Below are 24,041 nucleotides of genomic sequence, written 5' to 3' on the forward strand. Positions count from 1 at the left end.
CGAGCTGCGAGATTTGTAGCCCTGCACGAAGTCCCGATAATCATGGGACTTACGAAGAGATGCTTTATGAATTCAACATCTGACAAGAAGGGCCGTATCATGAAATTAGCGTCATCAGTAGTTTCTGCGTTGTCTCTTGTGGCGCTCTCGGCAATTCCGCTCAACGCTCAGCAATACAAGATGCAAACGCCGATACCGCCGGGCGTTGCAATCCCGGACAAGGTGGAGACCCGCCTTGGGACGCTGAACTTCTTCGACGGTTTTCCCGACGATGCGACCGTGGAAAAGCTCTACGACAATCTGGATTTCCAACACGCCGTCCAGGCCTACATGTTGGCGCTGGCTCCAGTGAACCAGTTGGCAAATCGAAAGGGAATGGCGGAGCTGGGTCCATTCAATCTGACGGTGCCGATCTTCGAGGATAGGATGGACTCGAAGTCGCTTTTTCTCACGCCGAACAACAACACGCCGTACACTTGGTTTTGGCTCGACCTGCGTGACGGGCCTCTGGTGCTCGAAGTGCCACCCAATGTGCTCGGCCTCATCAACGACATGTGGTATAATTTTGTCACTGATGTTGGACTCGTCGGTCCGGACAAGGGTCAGGGCGGCAAGTACCTGATCTTGCCGCCCGGCTACAACGGCGAGGTGCCGACCGGCTTCTTTGTCGTGAAGCCGGCGACGTTCAGCGTCTGGGTTCCGTGGCGCTCGTTCTTGGTCAATGGCGATCCGAAGCCCGGCGTCGACGCGGTCGAAGAGCACACGAAAATCTATCACCTGAAAGATGCTGCGAATCCGCCGAAACTCAATTTCGTGCATGTTTCCGGCAAAGCATTTAGCACGCTGGCTCCGGGAGATTATCCCTTCTGGGAGTATCTGAATCAGGTTGTGCAGGAGGAGCCGACCGATACAGTCGACCCGGTCACACTCGGCCTCTACGCATCGGTCGGCATCCGCAAGGGTAAGCCCTTCGCGCCCGATACACGGATGAAAAAAATTCTGACCGAAGCCGCCCTGGTAGGCGATGCGACCGCCCGTGCGATCAATGGTCGGTTGCGGATCAAGGAAAGCTACTATTACCCCAACAGCGCGTGGCGAACGGGCTTCTTCGGCGGCTACAAGTTCGAAGAAAACGGCGCGCGTATTCTCGATGCCTACTCGGCATTCTTCTTCTACGCGACCGGCGTGACACCGGCGATGGATTCCAAGTCGGTTGGCGAGGGATCGCAATATATGGCCGCGTTCGTCGACAGCCAAAACAAGCCATTCGACGGCGGAAAGAACTACAAGCTGCACTTGCCGCCCAATATTCCAGTCAAGCAGTTCTGGTCGGTCATCCTCTACGACAATCAGACCCGCTCCATGCTGCAGACCGACCAGCGCTGGCCAGCCGCAACCAGCCAGAACCCGAAACTCATGGTCAACGCGGACGGGTCAGTGGACGTCTATTTCGGGCCCAAGGCTCCGGCTGGGAAGGAGAACAACTGGGTGCAGACCATCCCCGGCAAAGGATGGAACACGCTCCTGCGCCTCTACGGCCCGCTTCAGCCGTGGTTCGACAAAACTTGGCGTCCCGGCGAGATTGAGCCGATATAGCAAGAAGGAGGTCCGAGCTTCGACGCGCCTCTTCATTTCCGCTCCTGGCCCCATCTCGGACCTTCCGATCGGCCCTGGCCGACGTCGGCTGCTGGGGCTCAACCGGAAGTAAGCACTCGCGGGAGCGGAGGGCTGCTTTTGATCCCTAGCGGAAGTCAGCCTCATGTTGAGCCATTTCCTGCAGTCGTCGCCAGCCGGCTTCAGGTCGCGCAACAGCGCGGCAAATCCTGCAAAAATTGCAACCTTGTGACTCGCTGCTCGCCCGCCTCAGATGGGTCCAAGACGTCCACGATCAGAACCGAATCTCCATCTGGCTCGACGAAAACCTCGAAGCGGTTGAACTCGAAGCGCAATTGAGATGCCGAGGGTTCGGCCATTGCGCTCGTCAAAAGCGCCTTCACGCTAGGCGTGCATTCATAGGCCAGAAACTGTTCAAGGAGACTAGGCCACGTTTCATCGTGCATAGCGCGGTCCATCAGTTAAGACCCGTTCACATAACACTCCGCACTTTCGATGTCTCCTGCTGGGCCCATAACGGATCTGGTCGCCGGCTCGCGTGAGGGTCTGCTTCTGATGCTCAACCGGAAGCAGGGGCCCGGGAACAGCGCTCCGACTCGGCTGTATTTTGCTGTCTTCTTAGGGTTGAGGAAACCGGTTCGCGCTATTCGCCTGTGACCTTCAAGACGGTAAGGTTGGCCCCAAGGATAATGTCCGGTGTACTTCATCGCGTTTATGATCGTGGTCGTCTTGACTGCCGTGGTGTCGCTTCGCCGATCCATGACTCTATCACGGAACGCTCGGGGGGCTGGCCCGGCCCAGCGGCTGGCAGCGCGGCGGCGGGCGCTTTGGCCTGTATTCTGCGCGGCAATTTTTGAGCTTGGGTTGATTGGACTCAGTCATGTTCAAGACAACCAGGAACTTGGTCCCTCCGCGACGATCCATCTCATGGCGCTTCCGGCCGCTTTTATCGGCGGCTGGTTTCTTGGCGTCATTGGCGGAATGGATTGGGACTGAAGCGCCGCAAGAAATGCAAAGCAAAAAGCCCGTCGGGCGAATCAGTCGCGCGATCTTGTCTGCAACGCCGTCGTTCTGGCTCGCCGCAACTACACGAAACGCCTGTGCCGAAACGGCAATTTTGCGTATTGTCTCAACGTGATCGCGCCCGCAGCCTCTTCCGGGCGAAAGATTTCACTTTCGTTTTTCCAGAATACGTGTCTATCCTCCACCCATCCCGCCTCAACGAGAGGGGCGTACGCGCGGTCGTCACGAGACGCGAGGCGGGCAGGCGGTGGACGCGTCGGGTTGCAGCGTGGCTTTGGCTGCGCGGACGAACAATCCCGATGCGGACGTGAAGTCGCGTGGTCCTGGCCTCCCGATGCCGAGGTCAAGCCTGAGCGTGATGCGAGAGCATCGGCGCAGGCGATGGGGGCAATCAAGCCGGTCCCCAGGGAGAGCGCGAAAGAAGCGTTAAAACCATCGCGCAGGGAAGGCTGGGCTCATCCGGCTGCACCTGTGGTTCCTGCCCCGTGCACTTTTGTTCGCACGGGGGCCATGGGCGTCAGCCGACGCCCAGCCTTCCCTGCGCCCTCGATTGAATGAGGGCCGAACGTTGGTCATCGCTCGGACGCATCGCGCCGCGAGGACGATGAGGCGTGTCTCGATGCTGTTTGAGATGTGGAGACGGATCTCGGCCCGATGGGCGCTCTCCGTTTTGGCTCCGTCATTGCGCTCGCAATGACGCGGAGTTTGTCGACGTAGTTGTCGTAGCCTGGACGAGCGCAGCGATATCCGGGTTCAACGAGGCTGCGGATGAGACCCCGGATGTCGCTGCGCGCATCCGGGCTACGCGCGAGGAGCGGGAGACCCTACTGCGTCGCGCGCGACAGCGAGAACTCGCCGTTGCGGACGCGCTCCGGCAGGCCTTCGACGAAGGTCGCCACCGCGTCCTCGCCATAGGTGGTGACGAGTTCGGCCAGCGCCGCGAACAGGCTGGCCTGCGCCAGGCAGTCGCCGTCGACGCCGTCATGGCGCGCTTCCGCCCAGGCTTCGTTGAGGTAGCTGAGCGCGGCCTGCTTCTGCTCGTGGTCGGGCAGGACGGCGGGGAGGGCGCTGAAAGTGACGGGAAAGCTCATTGAATTCAGTCTGGCGAGGCCGCGAGGCGCGTTGAATTCCGAACGCGGACGCGCCGGACCAGTGAGGTTTACCACGCAGGCGGCAGACGCCTAGGCCAGTTCTTTAGGAAAGGTTAACAAGGTTAACGCAAACGTGGATAACGCCCGCGCGCCGTCAACCATGGGCCATCAGTTGGCGTAGCGCGCCGTGAGGTCGCGCGAGATCTTCGAGCCCTCGTCGATGTAGCGGCGGATCGCCACCATCGCCGCCGGCGTGCAGGTCCGATAGGTCTGCTGAAAGCCGTTATAGCCGCGGTTGAAGCCGGCGATCATCCGGGCGCGGCGTTCGCCCGACGGCGTCTCGGCATCGATCAGAGCCTGCATCTGGTTGCGCCATTTGGCGCCTTCATTGCTGCCGCAGATGCCGCGGAGGTAATGCAGGGTTCCGAGGATCTCGGCCAGCCGCTGCAGATCGCCATCGAACGGCGCGGCCGCATCCTGCGCGCGCGCGGGCACAATGGCGCAGGCGGCAACGAGCATGAGGACGGCCAGGAGGCGCTTGGGGATCATGGGGAACACCGACGTCATATGCCTTTGCCGGACGGCGGACGCAAGGCGCCTACACCAGGGTCCGTGCGGCGGCGATGATCTCCGGCAGTCCGTCAGTCAGCGTGAGGCTCTCGAGCGCATCGGGGAGGCGCCACTGAAAGTCGTCCAGTTCCGGGTTGAGCCGGGGCTCTCCGGCCTGCCAGCGGGCCGCAAAGGGAAGGATCACATAGTGGCCGCCGCCGCCCTGGGCCGGCAGGACCTCGCGCCAGCCGGCCAGCCCGACAATTGCGATCGAGAGTGCGGTTTCCTCCATGACCTCGCGCGCGACGGCCTCGTGCAGGGTCTCGCCGAGCTCCACCCGGCCGCCGGGCAGCGTGTAGACGCCTTTGGCGGGGGAACGCGCCCGGCGTACCAGCAGGAGCTTGCCGTCGCGGAAGATGGCGGCGCTGACGGCGAGCTGGGGGTGGCGGGGCGGCGTCGGGGCGGTCATGCCAATGGCTCCAGGCGTGGTCTGCACCGTAGCGTGAAGACGACCGGGCCGGCAGCCCGTGCCGCTCAGAAGCTTGCCATGATGGCATCGACGGCGTCGACCTCGTCGACCGGGTCAGGGTCGACCTCGATGTCGCCATTGATGATGCCGCCGGCCTGCGTCACCAGCGGCTTGACCCACGCCGCGGCCTGCTCGGCGAGCTTGGCCTTGGTGGCGTCCTGCTTGGCTGCGCGCATCGCGCTGCCGACCGCGAGCAGGATGTCGGTCATGGTCTTCGTGAGATGATCGAACTTGTCGCGAATCGCGGGGTCGGCCTGCTCATAGGCCTCGATGACGAGATCGCGGGCCTTGAAATTGGTGTGCGTGAAATGTTCTGGATAGGTCAGCGGCGACCACGCCAGAAAATCCTCGGCGCATTCCGGAATATCGGGAATCATTTCGAGCAGCATCACGGCTTCGTTGAAATGATTCAGATAGTCGGTGGCGAGCCCGGTGCGCGGATTGATGTTGGCGGCGCGCAGCATCGCGGCCCGCGCCGGGTCAATGGCGCTGCCCGCCGGTCGTTGGGTCGTGCGATCGGTAGGCACGGAATGGGTCGCCGCTGCGGTCATCCGCTGCAGTGTTGGCAACCCAAGTTAAAAGGTGCTGAACACACGACGATTTGAGTGAGATTATGTGTGGACGCTTCGTGATCACTTCACCACCCGCGGCTCTCAGGCAGATTTTCGGCTACGAGGAACAGCCGAACTTTCCGCCGCGGCACAATATTGCTCCGACGCAGCCGATTCCCGTAGTTCTTCTGGATCAGGACATCAGGCATTTTCGGCTCATGCGCTGGGGATTCATTCCGGCCTGGGTCAAGGATCCCCGTAATTTCACGCTGCTGATCAATGCGCGTTCGGAGTCCGTACACGAGAAGCCGGCGTTCAAGAATGCGATCCGGCGGCGCCGCGTGCTGGTGCCCGCTGATGGATATTACGAGTGGCAGGTGATCGATGGTCGCAAGCGGCCGTTCTTCATCCACCGCAGTGACGGCGCGCCGCTCGGCTTCGCGGCCCTCGCCGAGACCTGGTGCGGGCCGAACGGCGAGGAGGTCGATACGGTGGCGATCGTCACCGCGGCTGCGAGCCCCGATCTCGCCACGCTGCATCATCGTGTTCCCGTGACGATCAGGCCGGATGATTTCGCGCTGTGGCTCGACTGCCGTTCCGATGATCCTGAGGAGGCCATGAGGCTGCTGGTCGCGCCTCGCGAGGGCGAATTCGCGTGGTACGAGGTGTCCACGCGCGTCAACGCGGTGGCCAACGACGACGAGCAGCTGCTGCTGCCGATGACCGCGGAGCTGCGCGCCGCCGAGGACGCGCAGCGCAAGCCGGCGAAGAAGGTTGCATCCCGCAAAGTTTCGCCTGCGCCTGCGGATGACGGGCAGGGGAGTTTGTTCTGAGGCGGGATATCTCGACAGAGAAGATCGTCATCCCCCGCGAAAGCGGGATCCAGTGCGCCGGGGCCTCTCGTGCCGAAACGGCTGCCGGTGGAATACTGGGTCCCCCGCCTTCGCGGAGGACGACAAAGGAGCAAGACCCGCGACCGAGCGTTGGCCGCGCTCAGCCAAAGATCCTCAGCGCGGCGTGCTGCAGCAGCATGATGGTCTTGGCGTCCTGGATGCGGCCGTCGGCGATCATCGCCAGCGCGTCGTCGATCGAGACTTCCAGCACCTCGATCTCCTCGCCCTCATGCGCGAGCCCGCCGCCGGCGCCGACGCGCATGTGAGGCTCGTACTCGGCGACGAAGAAGTGGATCTTCTCGGTGACGATGCCCGGGCTCATGAACGCCTCGAACACGAACTTGACGTCGTGCAGCCGGAACCCGGTCTCCTCCTCGGCTTCGAGCCGGATGCGCTCCTCCGGCGAGGCGTCGTCGAGCAGGCCGGCCGCCGCCTCGATCAGCAGATCGTCATGGCCGTTGACGAACGCGGGATAGCGGAACTGCTTGACCAGGATGACGCTGCGCTGGGCGAGGTTGTAGGGCAGGATCGCCGCCGCGTTGCCGCGGTCGAACACGTCGCGGCTCTGCATCTGCCACGTGCCGTCGTCGCGCCGCCACTCGAACTTCGTCGAGGTCAGCGTGCCGTAATGGTCGGAGAGCACGCGCGTCTCGTGGACGCGGATGCGGTCGGAGATGCTCATCGCTCGCCTCTATTTCATTCCGGGCGTCGGCGGGCGGCCGTCGAGCCATTTCGAGAACACGACGCTGTCCTGCACGGCATAGTCGAGCGCCTGGTAGAATTCCTGCACCTTGGTGTTGTCGCCGCGCACCATCAGCATCAGCTTGGCGATGCCGCGCGCCCGCAGCCAGTCCTCGGCGGCGGCCATGATGCCGCGGCCATGGTCGCGGCCGCGATGCTCGGGATCGACGCTGACATAGTAGACCCAGCCGCGATGGCCGTCATGGCCCACCATGACGGAGGCTGCGATGGCGCCGCCGCTGCGGCCGACCAGCACGGTGGAGCTGTCGCCGCGGCGCGCGAGCGCGATGTCGGCGGCCGGATCGTTCCAGGGCCGCGTCAGGCCGCAGCGCTGCCACAGCGAAATGATCGCGGGCACGTCGGCATCGGTGATGTCGGAAATGGCGAGAGCGGGAGCAGAATCCATGGGAGCGTCGACAGCCTAGAGCACCTTGCCGGGATTCATGATCCCGAGCGGATCGAATTGTGCCTTGATCGCGCGCATCAGCGCGATGGCGGTCGGATCCTTGACGTCAGGCAGCTCGTCGCGCTTGAGCACGCCGATGCCGTGCTCGGCCGAGATCGAGCCGCCCATGCGCAGCACGATCTCGAACACGACCGCGTTGACCTCGTGCCAGCGCGCGAGATAGTCGGCGGTGTTGGCGCCGATCGGCTGGCTGACGTTGTAGTGGATGTTGCCGTCGCCGAGATGGCCGAACGGCACCGGACGCGCGCCGGGCATCAGCTTCACCACGGCGGCATTGGCCTCGGCAATGAAGGCGGGCACCGCGGCGACCGGCACCGAGATGTCGTGCTTGATCGAGCCACCCTCCGGCTTCTGCGCCGCAGAGATGTCCTCGCGCAGCTTCCAGAACGCCATGCGCTGGGCGAGGCTGTCGGCGATCGCGGCGTCGTCGACGATGCCGTCTTCGAGGCCTTGCTCCAGAATGGTCTCGAGCGTGGCGCGGGCATCCTCGCGCGACGACGACAGTTCCATCAGCACGAACCAGGGATGGACGCCCGACAGCGGCGCGCGGTTGCCAGCGGCGTGGCGGATCGAGAAGTCGAGCGCGATCGCGGCGATCAGCTCGAAGCTCGTGAGGCTGCCGGCGGCCTCGCGTTGCGCGATCGCCAGCAGCTTGAGCGCGTCCTCCGGCGACTTGAGGCCGACGAAGGCGGTCTCGATCGCGCGTGGCTTCGGGAACAGCTTCAGGCTCGCCGCGGTGATGATGCCGAGCGTGCCCTCGGCGCCGATGAACAGATTGCGCAGATCGTAACCGGTGTTGTCCTTCTTCAGTTTCGACAGCGCATTGAGCACCCGCCCGTCGGCCAGCACCACCTCGACCCCCAACGCCATCTCACGCGCCACGCCATAGGCGAGCGCGGCGGTGCCGCCGGCGTTGGTCGAGAGATTGCCGCCGATGGTGCAACTGCCCTCGGCGCCGAGCGACAGCGGAAACAGGCGGTCGACCTCGGCAGCCTTCTGCTGCGCCACCTGCAGCACGACGCCGGCCTCGGCGATCATCGTGTTGGAGGCGGTGTCGACGTCGCGGATCTTGTCCATGCGCCTCAGCGACACCACCACCTCGCCATTGTGCGGCGTCTGGCCGCCGACGAGGCCGGTGTTGCCGCCTTGCGGCACCAGCGCGATGCGATGCTGGCTGGCAAGCTTGCAGATTGCGGCGACCTCGGCCGTCGAGCCTGGGCGCAGCACCAGCGGCGAGCGGCCGTGGAACAGGTTGCGCTCCTCGGTGACGTAAGGCGCGACGTCGGTCTCCGCGGTCAGCGCCTGGCGCTCGCCGACGATGGCAGCGAATTGCGCGATCAAATCGGGCGGCAGCGGCGGCAGGGCAGGCTGGCTGATGTTCATGCTTAGTCGCTTCCAGTGTTATCTCGGCGCGGCGGCGCGGCGCAGCCGGTCGTTGATGGCCTCGCCCAGTCCGTCGTTCGGGATCGGCATCACCGCGATGCTGCGCGCTCCCTTGGCATCGAGGCTGCGAAGATAGCCGAAAAGATGCGTCGCCGCCTCTGCCGGATCGCCAGAGGGCGACAGGTTCAGGATCGCGGCGGCCTCGTGGGCTCCGGGCAGGGTGGTGGGTCCGAAGGCGAGCAACGCCTCGCCGGGCGCGACCTCGCTGGCATCGAGGCGCACGCGGGCGCGCGGGGCATAGTGGGAGGCCAGCATGCCCGGTGCCAGAGGCTGCTCGGACGTCTCGGTCTCTGCGGCGGGCCGCGCCAGCACACGGCCGAGCACGGCCTCGATCGCCTCGCTCGGAACTCCGCCCGGGCGCAGCAGCGTCGGCGCATCGAAGCAGCCGACGATGGTCGATTCGACGCCGACCTCGACCGGCCCGCCGTCCAGGATGAGGTCGATTCGCCCGGTGAGATCGGCCGCGACATGCGCCGCCGTGGTCGGCGACACGTGGCCGGAGATGTTGGCGGAGGGCGCCACGACGGCGCCGCCGAACGCCATGAGCAGAGCTTGTGCGGTCGGATGCGCCGGCACGCGGATCGCCACCGTATCGAGGCCGGCGGTGGCGAGGTCGGCGACGGGACAGCCGTCGCTCTGCGGCACCACGAGGGTCAGCGGTCCCGGCCAGAACGCAGCGGCCAGACGCTCGGCGGTGGCATTGAAGCGGCCGATACGCTGCGCCGCTGCGATATCGGCGACATGGGCGATCAACGGATTGAAGGCGGGCCGGCCCTTGGCCTGATAGAGGCGTGCGATGGCCGCGGCATTGGCCGCATCGGCGCCGAGGCCGTAGACGGTCTCGGTCGGGAACGCGACCAGTCCGCCGCGCGCGAACGTCGCCGCGGCTTGCGCGATTCCAGCCGCGTCGGCGGGCAGGATCCTGGTCTCGATCGCTTGCATGTCTGGGGCGGGCATCGATGGTACGGGACGGCGGTGGCTTCCGCGCTCGGCTATAGCGGGCGCGGACGTCCGAATGAAGCGCGCAAATCGCCTGTCGCCTTGCGCTCGCGCCATGGCCGCCGGACAAAGCCCCACGGCCTCAAGCAGTTAACCCCTCCGCCGACGATCGACGATTTCGATGCGATTTCCTGCCTTGTGTCCTTGCGAAGACGGAAACCCGACGCTATAAGCCGGCTTCCCAAGTCGGAGCGTGGCTCAGCCCGGTAGAGCACTGCGTTCGGGACGCAGGGGTCGCAGGTTCGAATCCTGCCGCTCCGACCATTTTTCCCCTGCAGTTATAGTGTTTTCCCTTACGCCGATTTCTTCCCCCTCGTCTGGGGTACAGGTTGGGGTACAGATTGAGACGGTTTCGCGGCCTTACGCGCTTCACCGGCACACCCTGATAATCGATGAAGTTCTCGGCGACGATTCCCTTGCTGACGCGGGCAGGGTCGCGCGCGTGATATCGATCGGAGACGTCGTCAAGAACATCATCCGGGATTTGGAGCACATCGTGGGCGACCCGATGGGCTGCCTCGGCTGACAGACGAACCGCCGTGCCGTCGCTCCACCTGCGCCTGCTTCTGAGCCCATCACGACCCTGGCCGTCAGCTCGCGTGAAGGTCTGTCTCTGACCCAGTGGGACCTTTGCAATCAATTTGCTGGAGTCCGCTTTCAGCCCATCACGGACGTGGAGGGCTGCTGGTATTCACGATCGAACCGGGCTGGATCACTATGTCCGGGTTACCTCCGGTCGCGACCGTCAGCGCGGACATCCTGGGGCGGCAGCCATGGGCCAAATGCGGAAATCCAAGACCAACAAGCTGCCCCAGAAACGATGCGTTAATCGTGTCTCCTGATCTCGTGCACGCATTGTCCGCTCGGCGTTTAAGTTGCGTGCTGAAACACGAGCTCGACGGTTCGTCTGAACTGGAAAGTGATCGCCGCCTAGGCGCGACTCTGAGCATCTGCAGGGGAACATGGCAGCTTCCGCCGACGCCGTAATCGAAGAAATACGACAAGCCTTTCCAGCACGCAGGCCGGGCCGATTCCTTCCGCTGGTCGACAGCGCCCAAGGCGATGAGCCATTGCGGATAATCGCGGCATTCGATGACAAGGATGACTGGACAGCGCTCGCACCCGAATGGCTGGACAAGGTGCCAAGCGGCCTTGGATCAGCTTTGAGCTTTCTGTCAGATGAAGCGATTTGCTTCTACATACCAGCCTATATTATTGCGGATTTGACCATCCAACTGCAGATGGCTAATCCAATTTTCGTGCTCACTCACGGCTTTGCTCCCCGAACGCACAATAAGAGGACCAACCCTCAAAGCGAAAAGACTTGGAATGAATATGCTCGCAATCGCTGGAGCCGGTTAAGTCAGGCCCAGGCCGTCGCGATCGTCCACTATCTTGAAAGGCAAGCGCTGCGAGATATGCGAGATCACGTCCGTAGCGAGGCGAACAGCATCGTCGAGGCGCTGGGAACGTATTGGTATGATCGAGCGGCGAAGCCTCCAGAACGCTGACCGTCTTCCGCAATGGGTCAGGAGCGCGCATTAGCTGCTAAAGCCAATGTAAGCGATCAGCCCTTCCATGGATGTAGGTAGCTGCCCTTTTTCCTCGAAGGGGCTAAGCGCCGCATTCCCCTTTTTGGCGTTGCTTCTCCGGGCATCCAATACAGCGGCGGCACAGGCGCGAAGCCACGCCTGCACGACCTCGGGTCCGCCCTCCGCAGTTTGTTGTCCAGTGACTATCACTCGCTTTCCATCTTCCAGGTCGAGGATGAGGCGGCCGCCCGCGGCGGTGAATGCAAATCCCTCACCATTCTCAACCCACCAATGTTCCAGCGATCTGCACGCTTCTCCCACACTCCGAAACACGGAGATGTCACCAGCCACAGCCAACTCGCGGCTTTCATTCACAACGACAATGTCGGCCAGCCAATCGTTCGTCATAGCATGATGGTGCCCGCCCGGGGCGTCGTCTGCAATGGGTCAAAGACTGAAATTCTCATGCCGAGTAGATCTCTTCTGCACAACCTCGAATAACCGACGTGGCATGGCCCTGACGGCTTTTCTCTGCCGGGCCATGGGCTATCCTCCGAAATGGGGTGGCGCTATGGCCGGTGTACCCCAGATAACAGGCGACTTGCCGCAGCGCCGCAAGTCGGCAGCCATGGGCCACAAGCGGTCATCCGCCGCACTATCGAGAATTGCCGTCGATTGCGGCCCGGCTTTCTGAGGTGATCGACAACCATCGACGAAGCTCAGGCGAGGGCCGACGAATACCCTGCTTTGCGCGTCGGCCAATCGCTCTGGCATGCCGAAAGAAGCCGTATGCGGTGAGCAGGATCAGAACCATCGCGGTGACGCTGTAACCAGCCGCAAAAAAGGCAATACAAGCGATCCACACGGCGAAAAACATGGCGTGCCATAGCGCGGCGAACCCGAGATACGTTTTGCCGGTGGGGATGCCTCTGCTCATGCTGATCACTTATGCATCCTTGCAGCCCGCCGCACCTCCAAGTTGATCTTTTTGGCTTGCCGATGGCCCCATGGTAAAGATGGCGTTGCGCCTCATCGAAGCGGGAGGACATCCGCTACGGGTCACGAGCTGCCTTCCCGAACGAGCTAGCGTCACGGCTGGTGTACCTCGGATAGTTGCCGACTTGATGCAGCGCCGCAAGTCGGCAGGCTCCAGGCCATTCATGGCCCGGTCGGGCGGCCCTGTCACGTCCGCAATTCGCCCTTAACGGACTCTCCCGGGCTTTGATGAGAGGTCCGTTGGCCCATCTCGACCTTTCGGTCGGCGCGGGCGCTGTCCGCTTCGAGGAACAACCGGAAGAAAACCTACGGCAGAACCGAAAGGCGGCTTTTGGCCCGAAGCCTTCTCATAACCCCGACTTTCTCAGTTTTTCCGGTGTACAGATCGGGGGACAGATTGAGGTTGTTTCGGCGTCTTCGCCTTCTTCGCCGTGATCCCCTCGACTGCACCCTTCATGTGGTCCGGATGATGGTGTCCGTAGACCTCGCGTAGTACTTCAACTGACATCCCGAGATAGCCGGCAGCCTGCCACTCATCGACGCCGGCCTGCATCAGCCAGGTCGCGGCCGTGTGCCGAAGCGTGTGCGGCGTGACCTTGATGTCGACCTTGGCGAGGCGCACCGCAGACGCGAACCCTTTCTTCACCCGCTTGACCGGCAGGCCTCGGTACTCGACGAAGTTTTCGGCCACAATGCCCTTGGCGACCCAGCGCCGCATGTGGGCGAGCAGGCGAGGTGGCAGGGGCACTGTCGGCTGCTGCTTCTTGGTCTTACGCTTGCCGACCGCCAGCCGGTGAAACAGGCCGGCCTCCAGGTCAACGTATGACTTGCCGGCTTCCTTCTTGACCGAGGCGGAGGCGATGGCGCCAGCGCGGGTTCCGGTATAGCAGCCGATCAGAAGAAAGCGCGCGACGTGCCGCAGCGGTCGCTTGTCGGTGACCACCACTTCTCCCTTCCGCTCGCCGCGGTGGATTGTTTGCATCTCGCGGTAGCGCCAAGCGGCCCAGATTATGGCTGCGGCCTGGTCTCGCGTAATCCACTCCTGCCGCGCCTCGCCCTTCGGCGGCAGCGTGACGTTGACCGTGCCGAAGTGCAGGTTCTGGGCTGAGTGGTTGTTGATGGCTGCGCGCAGGACTTCGAGATCACGCCGCGCGCCACCCTTGCCGGGCCTGGTTGCGACATAATCTCGGCAGGTCTTTGGATTGATCTCGATCAGGGTCTTGTCGCCCCAGAAATCGTTGAGACGCTCGATGTGTCCGGACAGGTTCTTGTCCGGATTGGCGGCACCTCCCTTGTCCTGGTCGTAGATGGTCAGCACGTCGCCGATCAGGATGTTGGCGATGTCCTTGGCTCGCCGGGTCGGGTCATACTTGTCGGCGATGTATTTGCTCAGGAACTGCTCTGCCTCGATTGGCGGCGTAGTCTCAGCCGCTCCCGCAGCAATTCCTGTGGAGACAACTTTCTGCTTGTCTCGGACGACCCACATTGCCGGTTTGAGTTTGCCTCCCTCTCGTCGCGAAGGTCGCTTGTAGAGACGGGGGCCTTTGCTGTTACGCGACATAACTCTCTCATGGCCTCGATGTTCGCGAGCGTGGTGTAATGCTTGCCTGCGATCGTTTCATAGGTGAGCCGGCCGCGAGCGATCTCTCGACGCAGTCCGGCCAGCTTCATCGACCCGTCCGGGAAGGCGAGTCTTGCTGCCGTTTCCAATCTCAGCGGAGTGTTGGGCCCGATGAGGTCGACATTACCAACTCCATTGATCTTTGGTAGACCAGTCATTTCTTACTCCCGAACACCTGCTCAATAGTTGGTTCTCTGGTGTCGACCGGTGCAGTCCAACTCCTCGTCCTTGGATGAACATGCCCCTTCACTTGGAAGGTCTGCTCCTGGCGCGCTCGATTGAGCTTGGCCACCAGGACCCGGAAGCCAGCCAGGACGGCTGCATCATGGCTGCGGAAAACGTCTCGCTTGCCATCCTGACCATTGACCCACTGCGGCTGGTCGCCTGGGATACCGAAGGTCGCGTGATAGAGACCATCGATATCCCGATGCGGGACCGCCGCAGAGTAGAACGAGCTTGCTACCTTCGTCATACGGACACGTCCGCCTTGATCGATGGGTGCGGGTCGTAGCCGTAGAGGACGATGTCGTCATATGTGAACTCGAAGATGTCCATCCGGGCTGGGTCGAGTCCAACCTTCGGCAATGGTCGCGGCTCTCGCGTTAGCTGCATCTTCGCCTGCTCCAGATGGCTCAGGTAAAGGTGCGTGTCGCCGAACGAATGCACGAAATGACCCGGCGCCATGTTGGTCACCTGCGCCATCATATGCGTCAGCAGCGCATAGGACGCGATGTTGAAAGGGACGCCGAGAAACACGTCTGCCGAGCGCTGATATAGCTGGCAGTCGAGGTATCGCGAGGGGTATCGATTCACGCCCAGGAACACCTCGGGGTCGTCTACCTGATCAGCTGTGACGCCTGCGAATTGGAGGCGCTCCTCCAACGTCATCGGCCTGGTATTGAACTGGAACAGGCAGTGGCAGGGCGGCAGTGCCATCTGATCGACCTCGGCCGGATTCCAGGCTGAGACGATCAGACGTCGCGAGTCCGGATTGCGCTTGATCATCTCGACGACGTTGGCGATCTGGTCGATATTGCGTCCCGTGTACGTGACGTAGCAGGCATCCTGCATGTGGTCTGGCGCTCGATCGTATGCCGGCCATGACCGCCATTGCGCGCCGTAGACCGGGCCCAGATCACCGTTGGCATCCGCCCACTCGTCCCAGATGGTCACGCCGTGGTCGTGCAGGAATTTGATGTTGGTGTCGCCACGCAGGAACCACAGCAGCTCTATCGCGATAGCCTTGAACGGCAGACGCTTCGTGGTCAGCAGTGGGAAACCCTCGTTCAGGTCGAAACGCATTTGGTGACCGAAAATCGACAATGTGCCCGTGCCGGTGCGATCGCCCTTCTGCACGCCTTCGGTGAGGATCTTCTGGAGCAGGTCGTGGTACTTTTTCATGCTGCGGCAGCCTCCTGATCTTTGGTCCAGGGCAGAGCCAGGCGGTCTGCTTCTTCCTTGCTGTCGTACGGACCAGCGGCGTCGTAACAGCCAGCCTCAGTGCCATCCGCATTCATGTCGATGTGGAGGAGCCACCATCCAGCCTGGTCCTCACCGACCTCCTCGGGCGGGAGGAATTTGACGATGGTCTTGCTCATGGTTGTCATGATTGAACTCCCTCAGCACCAGACCACGTCGAACAGGGGGTCTGTGATTTGCGAACGGACCCACTTGCGCATGCGGTTGAAGCGATCTTCTGGGGTCTCTCGGCGCCACCGCCGTTTGTCTTCGAGCCACTCGCCTGTCGAACCGCACTCGTCGTTCATCCAGACGATCTCGCGAGCCAGACAGTCGGCGATATCGAACTTGCCGGCGACCGTGTCGGAGTCCTCAGGATCGATGCTGGACATGTCGACACCGCGAACCTTGCCGGCGGCTCCGATAGCGCAGACCGCGCCTTCCTGCTCCAACTCGTCGGCGATCAGGCGCTTGCAGATCATCCCGTTCATGCCGATCAGGATGTCTCGAAAAAGGGACTGGCCGCGCTTGCCGCGCGTGGCACTGGCAACCATGCCGCGGTACCGGATGAAGCCCCACTGATCATCGTCGCAATCCTCGCTGTATCCCGACCTGCTCATGGCTCGCTCCGCGCTCTGAAAATGGACAAAATGAAAGAGGACAGCCGCCCGTAGGCGGCCGTCGATTGCATTCAAGCAAACGCCTGGGCGTCAAAAGAACCAGCGGCTGATCGGATAGCCCTTGGTGATCTTGACGGCGCTCGCGATGATCGTGAGCAGGCCGATTGCATCGAGAACGTGGTTGGCGAGAAAGACGCCGAATACGGGCATGTCAGGCCTCGATTGTTGCCGGCAAGCCGGTTTCAGGGTTGTAGGGTTGATCGGGCCGGCGGGAGAGCCGGGTCGGATCTTCGCCGTTCATCAGCAGGCGCTTGGTCTCCTGGATGAGGAAGGCAACACCGACGATGATGTTCGGGATATCGCCCCCGTAGCTGCGGAATCCGCTCCATCCCTCGGGATAGATCTGCGGCGGTCCGTCGAAGGCGGCCTCGTCACCGTTGCGGCGATCGAACACAGCATCGAGCTGACCGACGCCTGCTTCGAATAGCTCGCCGTTACCGACGTCCCGGCGGGTGTCGAGCGCACCCCACATCTCGTTCTGGCGGCTGATCTCGGCGAAGATCAGTTCGTACGCCTTGGCCTCTGCCTGTTTCGCGTCCAAGGTTCTCTCTCCTGTTTGCATGTGACGTTATTTGCATTCAAGCAAACGAAACGTCAAGCGAAATGTCAGCGATCGTCGCCGTCGCCCTGGAGTGTGCCGCGATCGACGCGACCGCGCAGCTCACTGATGTTGGAGAGCGCGATCTCGCCGAGGCTCATGCCCATGCCGTGGGCCAGGGCCGCGAGATACCACAGGTTCCCGCCCATCTCCTTGACGATGGCCTTCTTGCGCTCCTCGGTGAGGATGCCGCCGTCATCGCGGAAGATCTTCTTGACCTTGTTCTGGACCTCACCGGCCTCGCCGAGGCCGAGCGCCGGATACCAGAGCTTCATGTCGTCGCCGTATGCGATCGTCTTGATGGACTGCTCCTGGTAGAGGTCGAATCCGCGGATCAGCTCTTCGGCTCTGATCGGCTCCTGGGTATCGATGTTGGTGTTCACGATGCTCATTTCTTCTCCTTCACGATGGCCATGGCGGCCTTGATGTGCTCGCGCCGCACGACGACGAGCGATTTGATCTTCGACTTGTCTGGATTGCTGCCGCACACCTGCTTCAGGGCTTCCCAGAGCTGGTCAACCGTGACGTCCATTTCCAAACCTCAGTTCGTCAGCTAGGTCTTCGAACATGCGGACCACCTCCTTCTGGATGCGGCCTCGCTGGTCGTTCCAGTCGAATGGTTGCTTGCCGACCTGGCTCTTGATGAGGGGCACGAAGCGCGCGTACGCGCCTCGGTCTTCGATGCCAGCGGCTCTTCTGATGCAGCCCTCGATGTCAAAGGACCGCGCCATCTCGCTGAATACCGGAACCGGCTTACCCTGTCGGTCCCTCGCAAGCGTCTTCTGCGTCCAGCGCCCAGGCTTGGAGAACATCAGCAGACAGCGCTCGACGATCTCCAGCTCGGTGAACATCAGACTGTCGGCACTTCCTTGGCCTTGTCGATCTGACGGTACAGATGGACGATCCATCCTGCGGTGACGACGATCATCAGGCCGGTGAAGGCATTCGGACCCCAGGGCCACGGATACCAAGGATCAGATCCGATGATGCCGCCAGCAACCCAGCCCAACAGGGCTGCGCCGGCCCATTTCAGGGCAGGGAAGCGTTCGATCATCATCGAGATGATAGCGCTGCCGGCGATCACGAGCGGGATCGACAGGAGGACGCCGATCGCCATCAACCCCACGTGACCGTGTGCGAGTGCCGCGATCGCCATGACGTTGTCGGTGCTCATGGTTGCATCGGCGATGGCGATGGTCGTGATCGCTGACCAGAGGGTCGTGACCGGTTTCTCGCTGACATCGTCATCGTTGACGATGATCAGCTTGATGGCGACCCAGAGCAGATAGGCGCCGCCGAGGATACCGAGTGCAGGAACGTCGAGCAGGCTGTTGGCGACCGTGGCCATCACGACGCGGAGTAGGATAGCCACTGCCGTGCCGCCGATGATTCCCCACTTCTGCTGGTCCTTCGGCAGCTGCCGGCTGACCATGGCGATGACGAGGGCGTTGTCGCCAGAGAGCAAGAGGTCGACCCAGACGATACCGAGAAGCGCGACCCAGAACAGGTGGTCCATGAAAATCTCCAGTTCAAGAAAAAGGGCGGCCCCGAAGGACCGCCCCGTTCAAATGAAGCGCCGGATCAGGCAGCGAGCAGCTTGTTGTCGTCGACGTTGAGCGCCTTGCCGATATCGGCGAGCACGACGCGCTCCTGGTCACCGATGCCGTCCTGGTCGGCCACGTCGGCGGCGATCAGGAACACGTCCTGGCGAGCGGAGATGTCGCGGGTCATCAGTGCCTCGATGGCGCGCTTGTTCTCCATGCGGCCGGCGCGGCTCTTGGCGCGGGCGAGGGCGGCGTTGAGAGCCTCCTCGATCTGCGAGGCGGAGTAGGAAGCCGACACGATCGGGTTCGCCAGCATGCCGGAGATCGCAGCATTGATCTCGGCGTCATCGATCGAGCCATCCGCCGCGGTGACGTTGGCAGCCGCTGCAGCGACGCCGGCCAGGAAAGCCTTGTCGCCCGTGTAGCTGTTGATCGCCTTGTCGGCCTGCTTCAGGAGATTGGAGAGGAAGCCCATGTTTCAGTCCTTTGGTTCGGTTGCAGGCTGCCCGCCTGCGTGGGTTTGCATTACTGCAATATTTGCATTCAAGCAAGCAAAAAAGCGAACGGACCCGTAGATCCGTTCCGTTCTTGTCGCCTACGGCTCACATGTCGTGAATGCCGAAGCCAGTCTCCCCGCAGCGCGGGCACTTCCAGCCGTAGCTTCCGTAAGCCCCTTCGTCGTCAGCTTCCCGCCTGTGATCGATGAACAGGCAGAGCAGTCGCTTCAGCCAGGTCATGAACACCCCGTGGTCTCGCCGCACGTGTCACATTTGAGACAGGTGCCGTTGCGGACCATGGTGACGTTCCCGCACGATCCGCAGGTGTCCCCGGTGTATCCGCTCAGTTTGGCGACGGAGCGCTTATCCAGCGCCTTGTCGATGGCCTTCGACGTAGCTTCGATCACCTTCTTGACGTCAGCACCGGCAGCGACGTTGACGACGACAGCAGGCGCCCCATTCACCCCATCACCAATCGCGGTGTGGCCGCTCTCTTCCGGGGTGACGTGCGCCAGGTCATCACGATCGAGGTAGTTGATCGCGATGTCCCGGAACACGAAGTCGATGATCGAGGTCGCGTTCTTGATGCGACCATGCTCCTGAACGAACCCGGAGGGCTCGAACCGGAAGAACGTGAACGCATCGACGAACTCCTCCAGCGGCACGCCGTACTGCAAGCCGAGGCTCACAGCGATGGCGAAGGCATTCATCACCGACCGGAAGGCAGCGCCTTCCTTGTGCATGTCGATGAAGATCTCGCCCAATCGCCCGTCCGGGTATTCGCCGGTCCGGAGATAGAGCTTGTGCCCGCCGACGATCGAGCGCTGGGTGTAGCCGGCCCGCTTGTGCGGCAGCTTCTCCCGCTTCCGGACGATCTTCTCGATCACCTGGATGACCGTCTTCGGAGCCTCATCCTCGATCGCCTCGTCCTCGACCAGGGCCGAAGACAACGGCTGGGACAGCTTCGAGCCATCGCGATAGATAGCGTTGGCCTTCAGACCCAGCTTCCACGACAGCATGTAGGCCGCCTTCACGTCCGCGATCGTCGCCGTTGCAGGCATGTTGATGGTCTTGCTGATAGCGCCAGAGATGAACGGCTGTACTGCCGCCATCATTCGGATGTGGCCTTCAGTGGAGATCGACCGCGTTCCCAGCTTGCCGCATGGGGTGGCACAGTCGAAGATCGCGTAGTGCTCCTCCTTCAAGTGTGGGGCACCTTCCAGAGTCATGGTTCCGCAGACCTTCTGGTTGATCTCCTCCATCACCCCTGGCAGCTTGGGATCCAGAGATGCCCAGTCAGCCAGAAAGCGAACGTCGAAGGTCGACTTGACCTGCTCAGGAGTGACCTTGATCCCCTGGTCATCGAGCAGTCCCTGGAGGTAGGTTGGCAGGATGCCAGTGCCCGTAGCATAGGTCACCATCTCGTCGATCTGCTTCGCCGTGTAGCCGAGCTGCTGCAACGCCGGCTTCACGGCCTGGTTGATGATCTTGAAGTAGCCGCCGCCGGCCAGCTTCTTGAACTTCACCAGAGCGAAGTCGGGCTCAACGCCCGTGGTGTCGCAGTCCATCACCAGGCCGATCGTGCCCGTAGGCGCGATGACCGTGGTCTGGGCGTTGCGGAAGCCGTAAGCCTCGCCCAACTCGACTGCCTCAGCCCAGATGGCAGAAGCCCGCGCCGGCAGATCGGTTTGGGGGCAGTTGTCCCAATCGAGCGGCACCGGCTTGATCGTCAGCCCCTCGAACTCCGCATCGCCATTCTCCGCCGCCGCATAGTGGTTGCGGATCACGCGCAGCATGGAATGCCGGTTCTCCTCGAACTTGACGAACGGACCCCGTTCCCGCGCCATCTCGGCGGAGGTCAGGTAGGCAGTCCCTGTCATGATCGCCGCGACAGCTCCAGCCAAAGCCCGAGCCTCGTCGGAGTCGTAGGGGAGGCCCATGGTCATCAGCATGCCGCCGATGTTGGCGTAGCCGAGGCCCGTGGTGCGGTATTCGTATGAGAGCTTGGCAATCTCCTTTGATGGAAACTGCGCCATGTAGATCGAGATCTCGAGTACGATCTGAATCAGACGGCAGGCGTGGATGAAGCTCTCCGTCTCGAACACGATCGGACCATCACCATGGCTCGCCGTGAACTTGAGCAGGTTCGCCGACGCCAGGTTGCAGGCGGTGTCGTCGAGAAACATGTACTCCGAGCAAGGGTTCGACGCCCGGATGTCGCCGCCGGCCGGGCACGTATGCCACTCGTTCATCGTGGTGTTGAAGTGCAGGCCAGGATCGGCCGACTCCCACGCCGCGCGAGCGATGGTGTCCCATAGATACGTGGCATCGACCGTCTTCACCGTTTTGCCGGTGGTGCGAGCGATCAGATTCCATTTCGTGTCCTGCTCGACCGCCTTCAGGAAGTCGTTGGTCACCGACACCGTGTTGTTGGCATTCTGGCCAGACACGGTCTCGTAGGCCTTCGACTGCCAGTCAACGTCGAACTCCTCGGCGTAAAAGTTCTCACCCTGCTCTGCGAGCTGGATCACCCGGTTGATGTAGGTGTCCGGGATGAAGGCTCGCTTGGCGGCGAGGATGGCCTCCTTCATAGACGGGGTATCGCGGCTCTCGCCGTCGCCCCACGCTTCCCAGACGGCTTGCAACAGCTTCTTGGCAGCCTTCGAGCCGGCCACCAGCGCCGCAACCTTCTGCTCCTCCTCGACCTTCCAGGTGACGAACTCCTCGATGTCCGGATGGTCCACATCGACGACGACCATCTTGGCCGCGCGGCGCGTGGTGCCGCCCGACTTGATGGCGCCGGCAGCGCGATCGCCGATCTTGAGGAACGACATCATGCCCGATGATTTTCCGCCGCCGGACAGCCCCTCGTTCTTGCCGCGGAGGCTTGAGAAGTTGGTTCCCGTGCCGGAGCCATACTTGAACAGTCGAGCCTCGCGGACCCACAGGTCCATGATGCCGCCGTCCTGGATCAGGTTGTCCAAGATGCCCTGGATGAAGCAGGCATGCGGCTGCGGACGCTCGTATGCCGAGCGCGAAGGGACAACCGCCAGCGAGTCCGGATAGAGGTCATCATTCTGGTGCGCCGTATAAATCGCATCATCGACATAGAAGTGGCCCTGGGCCGGACCGTCGATGCTGTAGGCCCAGTGCAGACCCGTGTTGAACCACTGCGGGCTGTTCGGCGCGAACATCTGGCTGGCGAGCATGAAGCGGAGTTCGTCGAAGAATGCGCGTGCGTCTTGCTCCTGCTCGGCCTTCATGCTGGCGAGGCTCGTGAACGTGCTCATCGGGCCGGGCGAGAAGTAGCCGCCCTTCCAGCCCCAATAGGTCCAGCAGCCGGCGAGACGATCGAACACCTGCTTGGCCGACGCCTCCGCGGTCAGCCAGTTGGCCGCGTCGCTCTCAAAGTACGGCACGGAGACGCGGCGTTGGAGCCATTCCGGCACGCCGTCCTCTTCGACGCGCATGAGCTGCTTCGGCACACCGGCGCGGCGGAAGTATTTCTGCGCCAGCACGTCGGTTGCGACCTGCGACCACGCAGCCGGGATCTCGATGCCCTCCTGACGGAAGACCACGGTCCCATCCGGATTGCGGATCTCGCTGGTCGCCTTGCGCCATTCGATCTGGCCATAGGGATCCTGGCCGGCAGTCGTATATCGTCGTTCAATTCTCATCAGGCACTCGCGCAGTACGGCCAATCGGCCGGGAGGGGGTCATACTCGTTGGTGGGTTTTGACGGCGCCGACCAGGTCTCAACCTGGTAGACATTGCCCGTTGCAGTCCGGAAGACGTTCGGCTCGATCTCCGCCACCACCTTCGCGGTGTAGAAGAACCAGCCATCGCGATAGCGGCCCTTGGTGTCGCCGTAGATCACGCCACGCAGGTTGAATCCGCCTGCGTCGATCGCGACACGCTGTGCCTTCCGGATGCTTGCAGTGATCGCGGTCATCCGCCGCGCTTCGTCGACCGGTAGGGATAGGTCTTCGAATAGTCGATCCGCATCTCGCGCTTGACCGGGAAGAAGGCGACCGGCAGCTTCGACAGCTGCTGCATGATCTCCTTGATCTGATCCTGCTGCGCCTTCGGATCGAGAGGAACGAGCTGCTGGACCAGTTCCGTGACGTGGCTGCGCTCGAAGCGCGTCAGACACCGAGTGGCCCGGGTGGTGGATCCGGCCGAGGCGTACTGAAACTTCGGCTTGACCTTCCGTCTCTGCTGCTGCGTCGTGATGAAATGCAGCGCCTTCATCAGTCCCATCGACGTGTCTTCAACTCGTAAAGCGTCCATGTCTTCCTCTCTTTGGTGAACTCAAAGCGTCTCCAGACGCCGGATTTGGCGTCTGATCTGCTGACGAACGAAATTGTTGGCGTAGGGCGTGCGAGGCGTTGACGGGAAAACGGTCGAGTACCAGGCGCCGCGAAATTGGAAGTTGACCGTCCGGTGCTTGGCGCTGTGACCAAGCCTGAAGTCTTCGATCTCTCCGTTATCCTTCAGGATCTGAACTTCCTGCTGGACCTCTCTCACCTCGCGCTTCATGCTTCTTGCCCCGCTTCGGAAAAGGCCGTTTCGGCCACGCTTTCTTGGGGCGCCGCGGCGGTGCATCGACCTCCGCATCAGGGTCGACCTTCGCCAGCATTCGACGCCTGAAATCCTCGGTCTCTTTCGCGATCCGCTTGGTGCGGGCGATCTCGGTGACGTCGCCGCGCGCCAACTCGCCATGCGAGCCGAACGTCTTCTTCGCGTGACAGTCCTTGTGCTTGCCCTCGATGAAGGCAGGATCGTTCGCCCTCGGCGTCGTATCCTTGGCCTCAGCGTCCCAGCACCGCAGTCCCAGCGCGGGGATGTGGTCGAACTCGCAGTCCTCGATCTTGCCCAGGCGCTCACCGCACTTCGTGCAGGTGGCGTTCTGCTGCAGGATCACCTGCACCTTCACTCTGTCCGGAATGGCCTTCCGGAAGCCCTTCGGGGGAGCAAGATCGAGGACGCTTTGCATTCGTTCTTCATATTTGCATTAATGCAAACAATCAAGCAAATGTTTTGAGCCAGGTCTCTCGCCCCAGCTCGGTGATATGCCCGTCAGGCGTAAGGAACTCCTTGCGCACCATCGCGTCGAAGGTCCGCTTCAGCCGCCGCATCGGCAAGATCGGCAGAGCCGAACTGGTGTCGTCCATCCAACACAGATAGGCCGGAGCGTGTTCGTCCATGAACCGCTT

The 24,041-nt window shown here is 62.3% G+C and carries 32 protein-coding genes and 1 tRNA gene; 5 read left to right on the forward strand and 28 right to left on the reverse strand.

Features of this window, described 5'->3' with window-relative positions:
* The first annotated feature begins 66 nt into the window (after nucleotides 1-66).
* The gene (locus QW887_RS09230; protein WP_316171377.1) at nucleotides 67-1,596 is read left to right on the forward strand and encodes a DUF1254 domain-containing protein; all 1,530 of its coding nucleotides are present in this window, start codon (nucleotides 67-69) and stop codon (nucleotides 1,594-1,596) included.
* Nucleotides 1,597-1,796: 200 nt separating this feature from the next.
* Here QW887_RS09230 and QW887_RS09235 read toward each other — a convergent pair whose 3' ends face one another.
* Nucleotides 1,797-2,060 (reverse strand): hypothetical protein, encoded by a 264-nt coding sequence (locus tag QW887_RS09235; RefSeq protein WP_316171378.1) that lies wholly within the window; start codon nucleotides 2,058-2,060, stop codon nucleotides 1,797-1,799.
* 250 nt (nucleotides 2,061-2,310) lie between these two features.
* Here QW887_RS09235 and QW887_RS09240 point away from each other — a divergent pair, with 250 nt between their 5' ends.
* Nucleotides 2,311-2,610 (forward strand): hypothetical protein, encoded by a 300-nt coding sequence (locus QW887_RS09240; RefSeq protein ID WP_316171380.1) that lies wholly within the window; start codon nucleotides 2,311-2,313, stop codon nucleotides 2,608-2,610.
* Between the two features lie 851 nt (nucleotides 2,611-3,461).
* On the opposite strand, the gene QW887_RS09245 is transcribed toward QW887_RS09240, so the two are convergent.
* The 4 genes from QW887_RS09245 to QW887_RS09260 all read right to left on the reverse strand — a co-directional run bounded on the left by QW887_RS09245 (nucleotide 3,462) and on the right by QW887_RS09260 (nucleotide 5,333).
* A complete protein-coding gene (locus tag QW887_RS09245; protein WP_315717207.1) occupies nucleotides 3,462-3,728 on the reverse strand; it encodes a hypothetical protein in 267 nt (88 codons plus the stop codon).
* Between the two features lie 168 nt (nucleotides 3,729-3,896).
* Nucleotides 3,897-4,295, reverse strand: coding sequence for a TIGR02301 family protein (locus QW887_RS09250; RefSeq protein WP_315717206.1), 399 nt, complete (start codon nucleotides 4,293-4,295; stop codon nucleotides 3,897-3,899).
* A gap of 31 nt (nucleotides 4,296-4,326) precedes the next feature.
* Entirely contained in the window at nucleotides 4,327-4,746 is a 420-nt protein-coding gene (locus QW887_RS09255) for an NUDIX hydrolase (protein ID WP_315717205.1), read from the reverse strand.
* Between the two features lie 65 nt (nucleotides 4,747-4,811).
* Nucleotides 4,812-5,333, reverse strand: coding sequence for a hypothetical protein (locus QW887_RS09260; RefSeq protein ID WP_315717204.1), 522 nt, complete (start codon nucleotides 5,331-5,333; stop codon nucleotides 4,812-4,814).
* 86 nt (nucleotides 5,334-5,419) lie between these two features.
* Between QW887_RS09260 and QW887_RS09265 the strand changes: the two genes are divergently transcribed.
* Nucleotides 5,420-6,190 carry an SOS response-associated peptidase gene (locus tag QW887_RS09265; protein WP_315717203.1) on the forward strand — a complete coding sequence of 257 codons (771 nt, stop codon included), beginning with the start codon at nucleotides 5,420-5,422 and terminating at the stop codon, nucleotides 6,188-6,190.
* 160 nt (nucleotides 6,191-6,350) lie between these two features.
* Here QW887_RS09265 and QW887_RS09270 read toward each other — a convergent pair whose 3' ends face one another.
* Genes QW887_RS09270 through QW887_RS09285 form a run of 4 tightly spaced genes read right to left on the reverse strand, consistent with a single transcriptional unit; the run spans nucleotide 6,351 to nucleotide 9,857 of the window.
* Nucleotides 6,351-6,932 carry an NUDIX domain-containing protein gene (locus QW887_RS09270; protein ID WP_315717202.1) on the reverse strand — a complete coding sequence of 194 codons (582 nt, stop codon included), beginning with the start codon at nucleotides 6,930-6,932 and terminating at the stop codon, nucleotides 6,351-6,353.
* 9 nt (nucleotides 6,933-6,941) lie between these two features.
* Nucleotides 6,942-7,397, reverse strand: a complete 456-nt coding sequence (locus QW887_RS09275) for a GNAT family acetyltransferase (RefSeq protein ID WP_315717201.1) — start codon at nucleotides 7,395-7,397, stop codon at nucleotides 6,942-6,944.
* 15 nt (nucleotides 7,398-7,412) lie between these two features.
* On the reverse strand, nucleotides 7,413-8,840 hold the full coding sequence (locus QW887_RS09280) for an FAD-binding oxidoreductase (protein WP_315717200.1): 1,428 nt from the start codon (nucleotides 8,838-8,840) through the stop codon (nucleotides 7,413-7,415).
* 18 nt (nucleotides 8,841-8,858) lie between these two features.
* Entirely contained in the window at nucleotides 8,859-9,857 is a 999-nt protein-coding gene (locus tag QW887_RS09285) for an L-threonylcarbamoyladenylate synthase (protein ID WP_315717199.1), read from the reverse strand.
* 229 nt (nucleotides 9,858-10,086) lie between these two features.
* On the opposite strand from QW887_RS09285, the gene QW887_RS09290 reads away from it, so the two are divergent.
* Both QW887_RS09290 and QW887_RS09295 read left to right on the forward strand, forming a co-directional pair.
* Nucleotides 10,087-10,163 (forward strand) — tRNA-Pro (locus QW887_RS09290).
* A gap of 698 nt (nucleotides 10,164-10,861) precedes the next feature.
* Nucleotides 10,862-11,410, forward strand: a complete 549-nt coding sequence (locus QW887_RS09295) for a DUF6714 family protein (protein WP_316194391.1) — start codon at nucleotides 10,862-10,864, stop codon at nucleotides 11,408-11,410.
* A gap of 30 nt (nucleotides 11,411-11,440) precedes the next feature.
* Here QW887_RS09295 and QW887_RS09300 read toward each other — a convergent pair whose 3' ends face one another.
* The 19 genes from QW887_RS09300 to QW887_RS09390 all read right to left on the reverse strand — a co-directional run bounded on the left by QW887_RS09300 (nucleotide 11,441) and on the right by QW887_RS09390 (nucleotide 24,032).
* Nucleotides 11,441-11,839, reverse strand: coding sequence for a hypothetical protein (locus tag QW887_RS09300; protein ID WP_316194392.1), 399 nt, complete (start codon nucleotides 11,837-11,839; stop codon nucleotides 11,441-11,443).
* Between the two features lie 247 nt (nucleotides 11,840-12,086).
* Complete coding sequence (locus tag QW887_RS09305; RefSeq protein ID WP_316194393.1) at nucleotides 12,087-12,377, reverse strand: hypothetical protein; 291 nt, start codon at nucleotides 12,375-12,377, stop codon at nucleotides 12,087-12,089.
* A 414-nt stretch (nucleotides 12,378-12,791) separates the two neighbouring features.
* Nucleotides 12,792-13,988, reverse strand: coding sequence for a tyrosine-type recombinase/integrase (locus QW887_RS09310; RefSeq protein WP_316194394.1), 1,197 nt, complete (start codon nucleotides 13,986-13,988; stop codon nucleotides 12,792-12,794).
* 214 nt (nucleotides 13,989-14,202) lie between these two features.
* Nucleotides 14,203-14,520, reverse strand: a complete 318-nt coding sequence (locus QW887_RS09315) for a hypothetical protein (protein WP_315739998.1) — start codon at nucleotides 14,518-14,520, stop codon at nucleotides 14,203-14,205.
* Complete coding sequence (gene thyA, locus QW887_RS09320) at nucleotides 14,517-15,449, reverse strand: thymidylate synthase (protein ID WP_316194395.1); 933 nt, start codon at nucleotides 15,447-15,449, stop codon at nucleotides 14,517-14,519. The genes QW887_RS09315 and thyA overlap by 4 nt, the downstream gene beginning before the upstream one ends.
* Nucleotides 15,446-15,655, reverse strand: a complete 210-nt coding sequence (locus QW887_RS09325; RefSeq protein WP_316194396.1) for a hypothetical protein — start codon at nucleotides 15,653-15,655, stop codon at nucleotides 15,446-15,448. The genes thyA and QW887_RS09325 overlap by 4 nt, the downstream gene beginning before the upstream one ends.
* 12 nt (nucleotides 15,656-15,667) lie before the next feature.
* Nucleotides 15,668-16,126, reverse strand: a complete 459-nt coding sequence (locus QW887_RS09330; protein WP_315782207.1) for a hypothetical protein — start codon at nucleotides 16,124-16,126, stop codon at nucleotides 15,668-15,670.
* A 211-nt stretch (nucleotides 16,127-16,337) separates the two neighbouring features.
* A complete protein-coding gene (locus QW887_RS09335; RefSeq protein WP_315782209.1) occupies nucleotides 16,338-16,727 on the reverse strand; it encodes a hypothetical protein in 390 nt (129 codons plus the stop codon).
* 65 nt (nucleotides 16,728-16,792) lie between these two features.
* Entirely contained in the window at nucleotides 16,793-17,176 is a 384-nt protein-coding gene (locus tag QW887_RS09340) for a nucleoside triphosphate pyrophosphohydrolase family protein (protein WP_316194397.1), read from the reverse strand.
* Entirely contained in the window at nucleotides 17,173-17,316 is a 144-nt protein-coding gene (locus tag QW887_RS09345; protein WP_316194398.1) for a hypothetical protein, read from the reverse strand. The genes QW887_RS09340 and QW887_RS09345 overlap by 4 nt, the downstream gene beginning before the upstream one ends.
* A complete protein-coding gene (locus QW887_RS09350) occupies nucleotides 17,300-17,635 on the reverse strand; it encodes a hypothetical protein (protein WP_316194399.1) in 336 nt (111 codons plus the stop codon). The genes QW887_RS09345 and QW887_RS09350 overlap by 17 nt, the downstream gene beginning before the upstream one ends.
* Nucleotides 17,635-18,300: a TerC family protein gene (locus QW887_RS09355; protein WP_315782214.1), complete on the reverse strand. Its 666-nt coding sequence runs from the start codon at nucleotides 18,298-18,300 to the stop codon at nucleotides 17,635-17,637. Before QW887_RS09355 ends, QW887_RS09350 begins: the two co-directional genes overlap by 1 nt.
* Before the next feature lie 65 nt (nucleotides 18,301-18,365).
* Nucleotides 18,366-18,803, reverse strand: a complete 438-nt coding sequence (locus QW887_RS09360; RefSeq protein ID WP_315768578.1) for a Tellurite resistance protein TerB — start codon at nucleotides 18,801-18,803, stop codon at nucleotides 18,366-18,368.
* Between the two features lie 127 nt (nucleotides 18,804-18,930).
* Nucleotides 18,931-19,065, reverse strand: coding sequence for a hypothetical protein (locus QW887_RS09365; protein WP_315768576.1), 135 nt, complete (start codon nucleotides 19,063-19,065; stop codon nucleotides 18,931-18,933).
* A complete protein-coding gene (locus QW887_RS09370; protein WP_316194400.1) occupies nucleotides 19,062-22,502 on the reverse strand; it encodes an adenosylcobalamin-dependent ribonucleoside-diphosphate reductase in 3,441 nt (1,146 codons plus the stop codon). The genes QW887_RS09365 and QW887_RS09370 overlap by 4 nt, the downstream gene beginning before the upstream one ends.
* The gene (locus tag QW887_RS09375; RefSeq protein ID WP_316194401.1) at nucleotides 22,502-22,777 is read right to left on the reverse strand and encodes a hypothetical protein; all 276 of its coding nucleotides are present in this window, start codon (nucleotides 22,775-22,777) and stop codon (nucleotides 22,502-22,504) included. Before QW887_RS09375 ends, QW887_RS09370 begins: the two co-directional genes overlap by 1 nt.
* A complete protein-coding gene (locus tag QW887_RS09380; RefSeq protein ID WP_316194402.1) occupies nucleotides 22,774-23,085 on the reverse strand; it encodes a hypothetical protein in 312 nt (103 codons plus the stop codon). Before QW887_RS09380 ends, QW887_RS09375 begins: the two co-directional genes overlap by 4 nt.
* Nucleotides 23,086-23,311: 226 nt before the next feature.
* Nucleotides 23,312-23,821: a hypothetical protein gene (locus tag QW887_RS09385; RefSeq protein ID WP_316194403.1), complete on the reverse strand. Its 510-nt coding sequence runs from the start codon at nucleotides 23,819-23,821 to the stop codon at nucleotides 23,312-23,314.
* Nucleotides 23,822-23,852: 31 nt separating this feature from the next.
* A complete protein-coding gene (locus QW887_RS09390; protein ID WP_316194404.1) occupies nucleotides 23,853-24,032 on the reverse strand; it encodes a hypothetical protein in 180 nt (59 codons plus the stop codon).
* Between the last annotated feature and the right edge of the window lie 9 nt (nucleotides 24,033-24,041).

It is taken from the genome of Bradyrhizobium sp. SZCCHNRI3052 (assembly GCF_032484895.1).
In the GTDB taxonomy this organism is placed as follows: domain Bacteria; phylum Pseudomonadota; class Alphaproteobacteria; order Rhizobiales; family Xanthobacteraceae; genus Bradyrhizobium.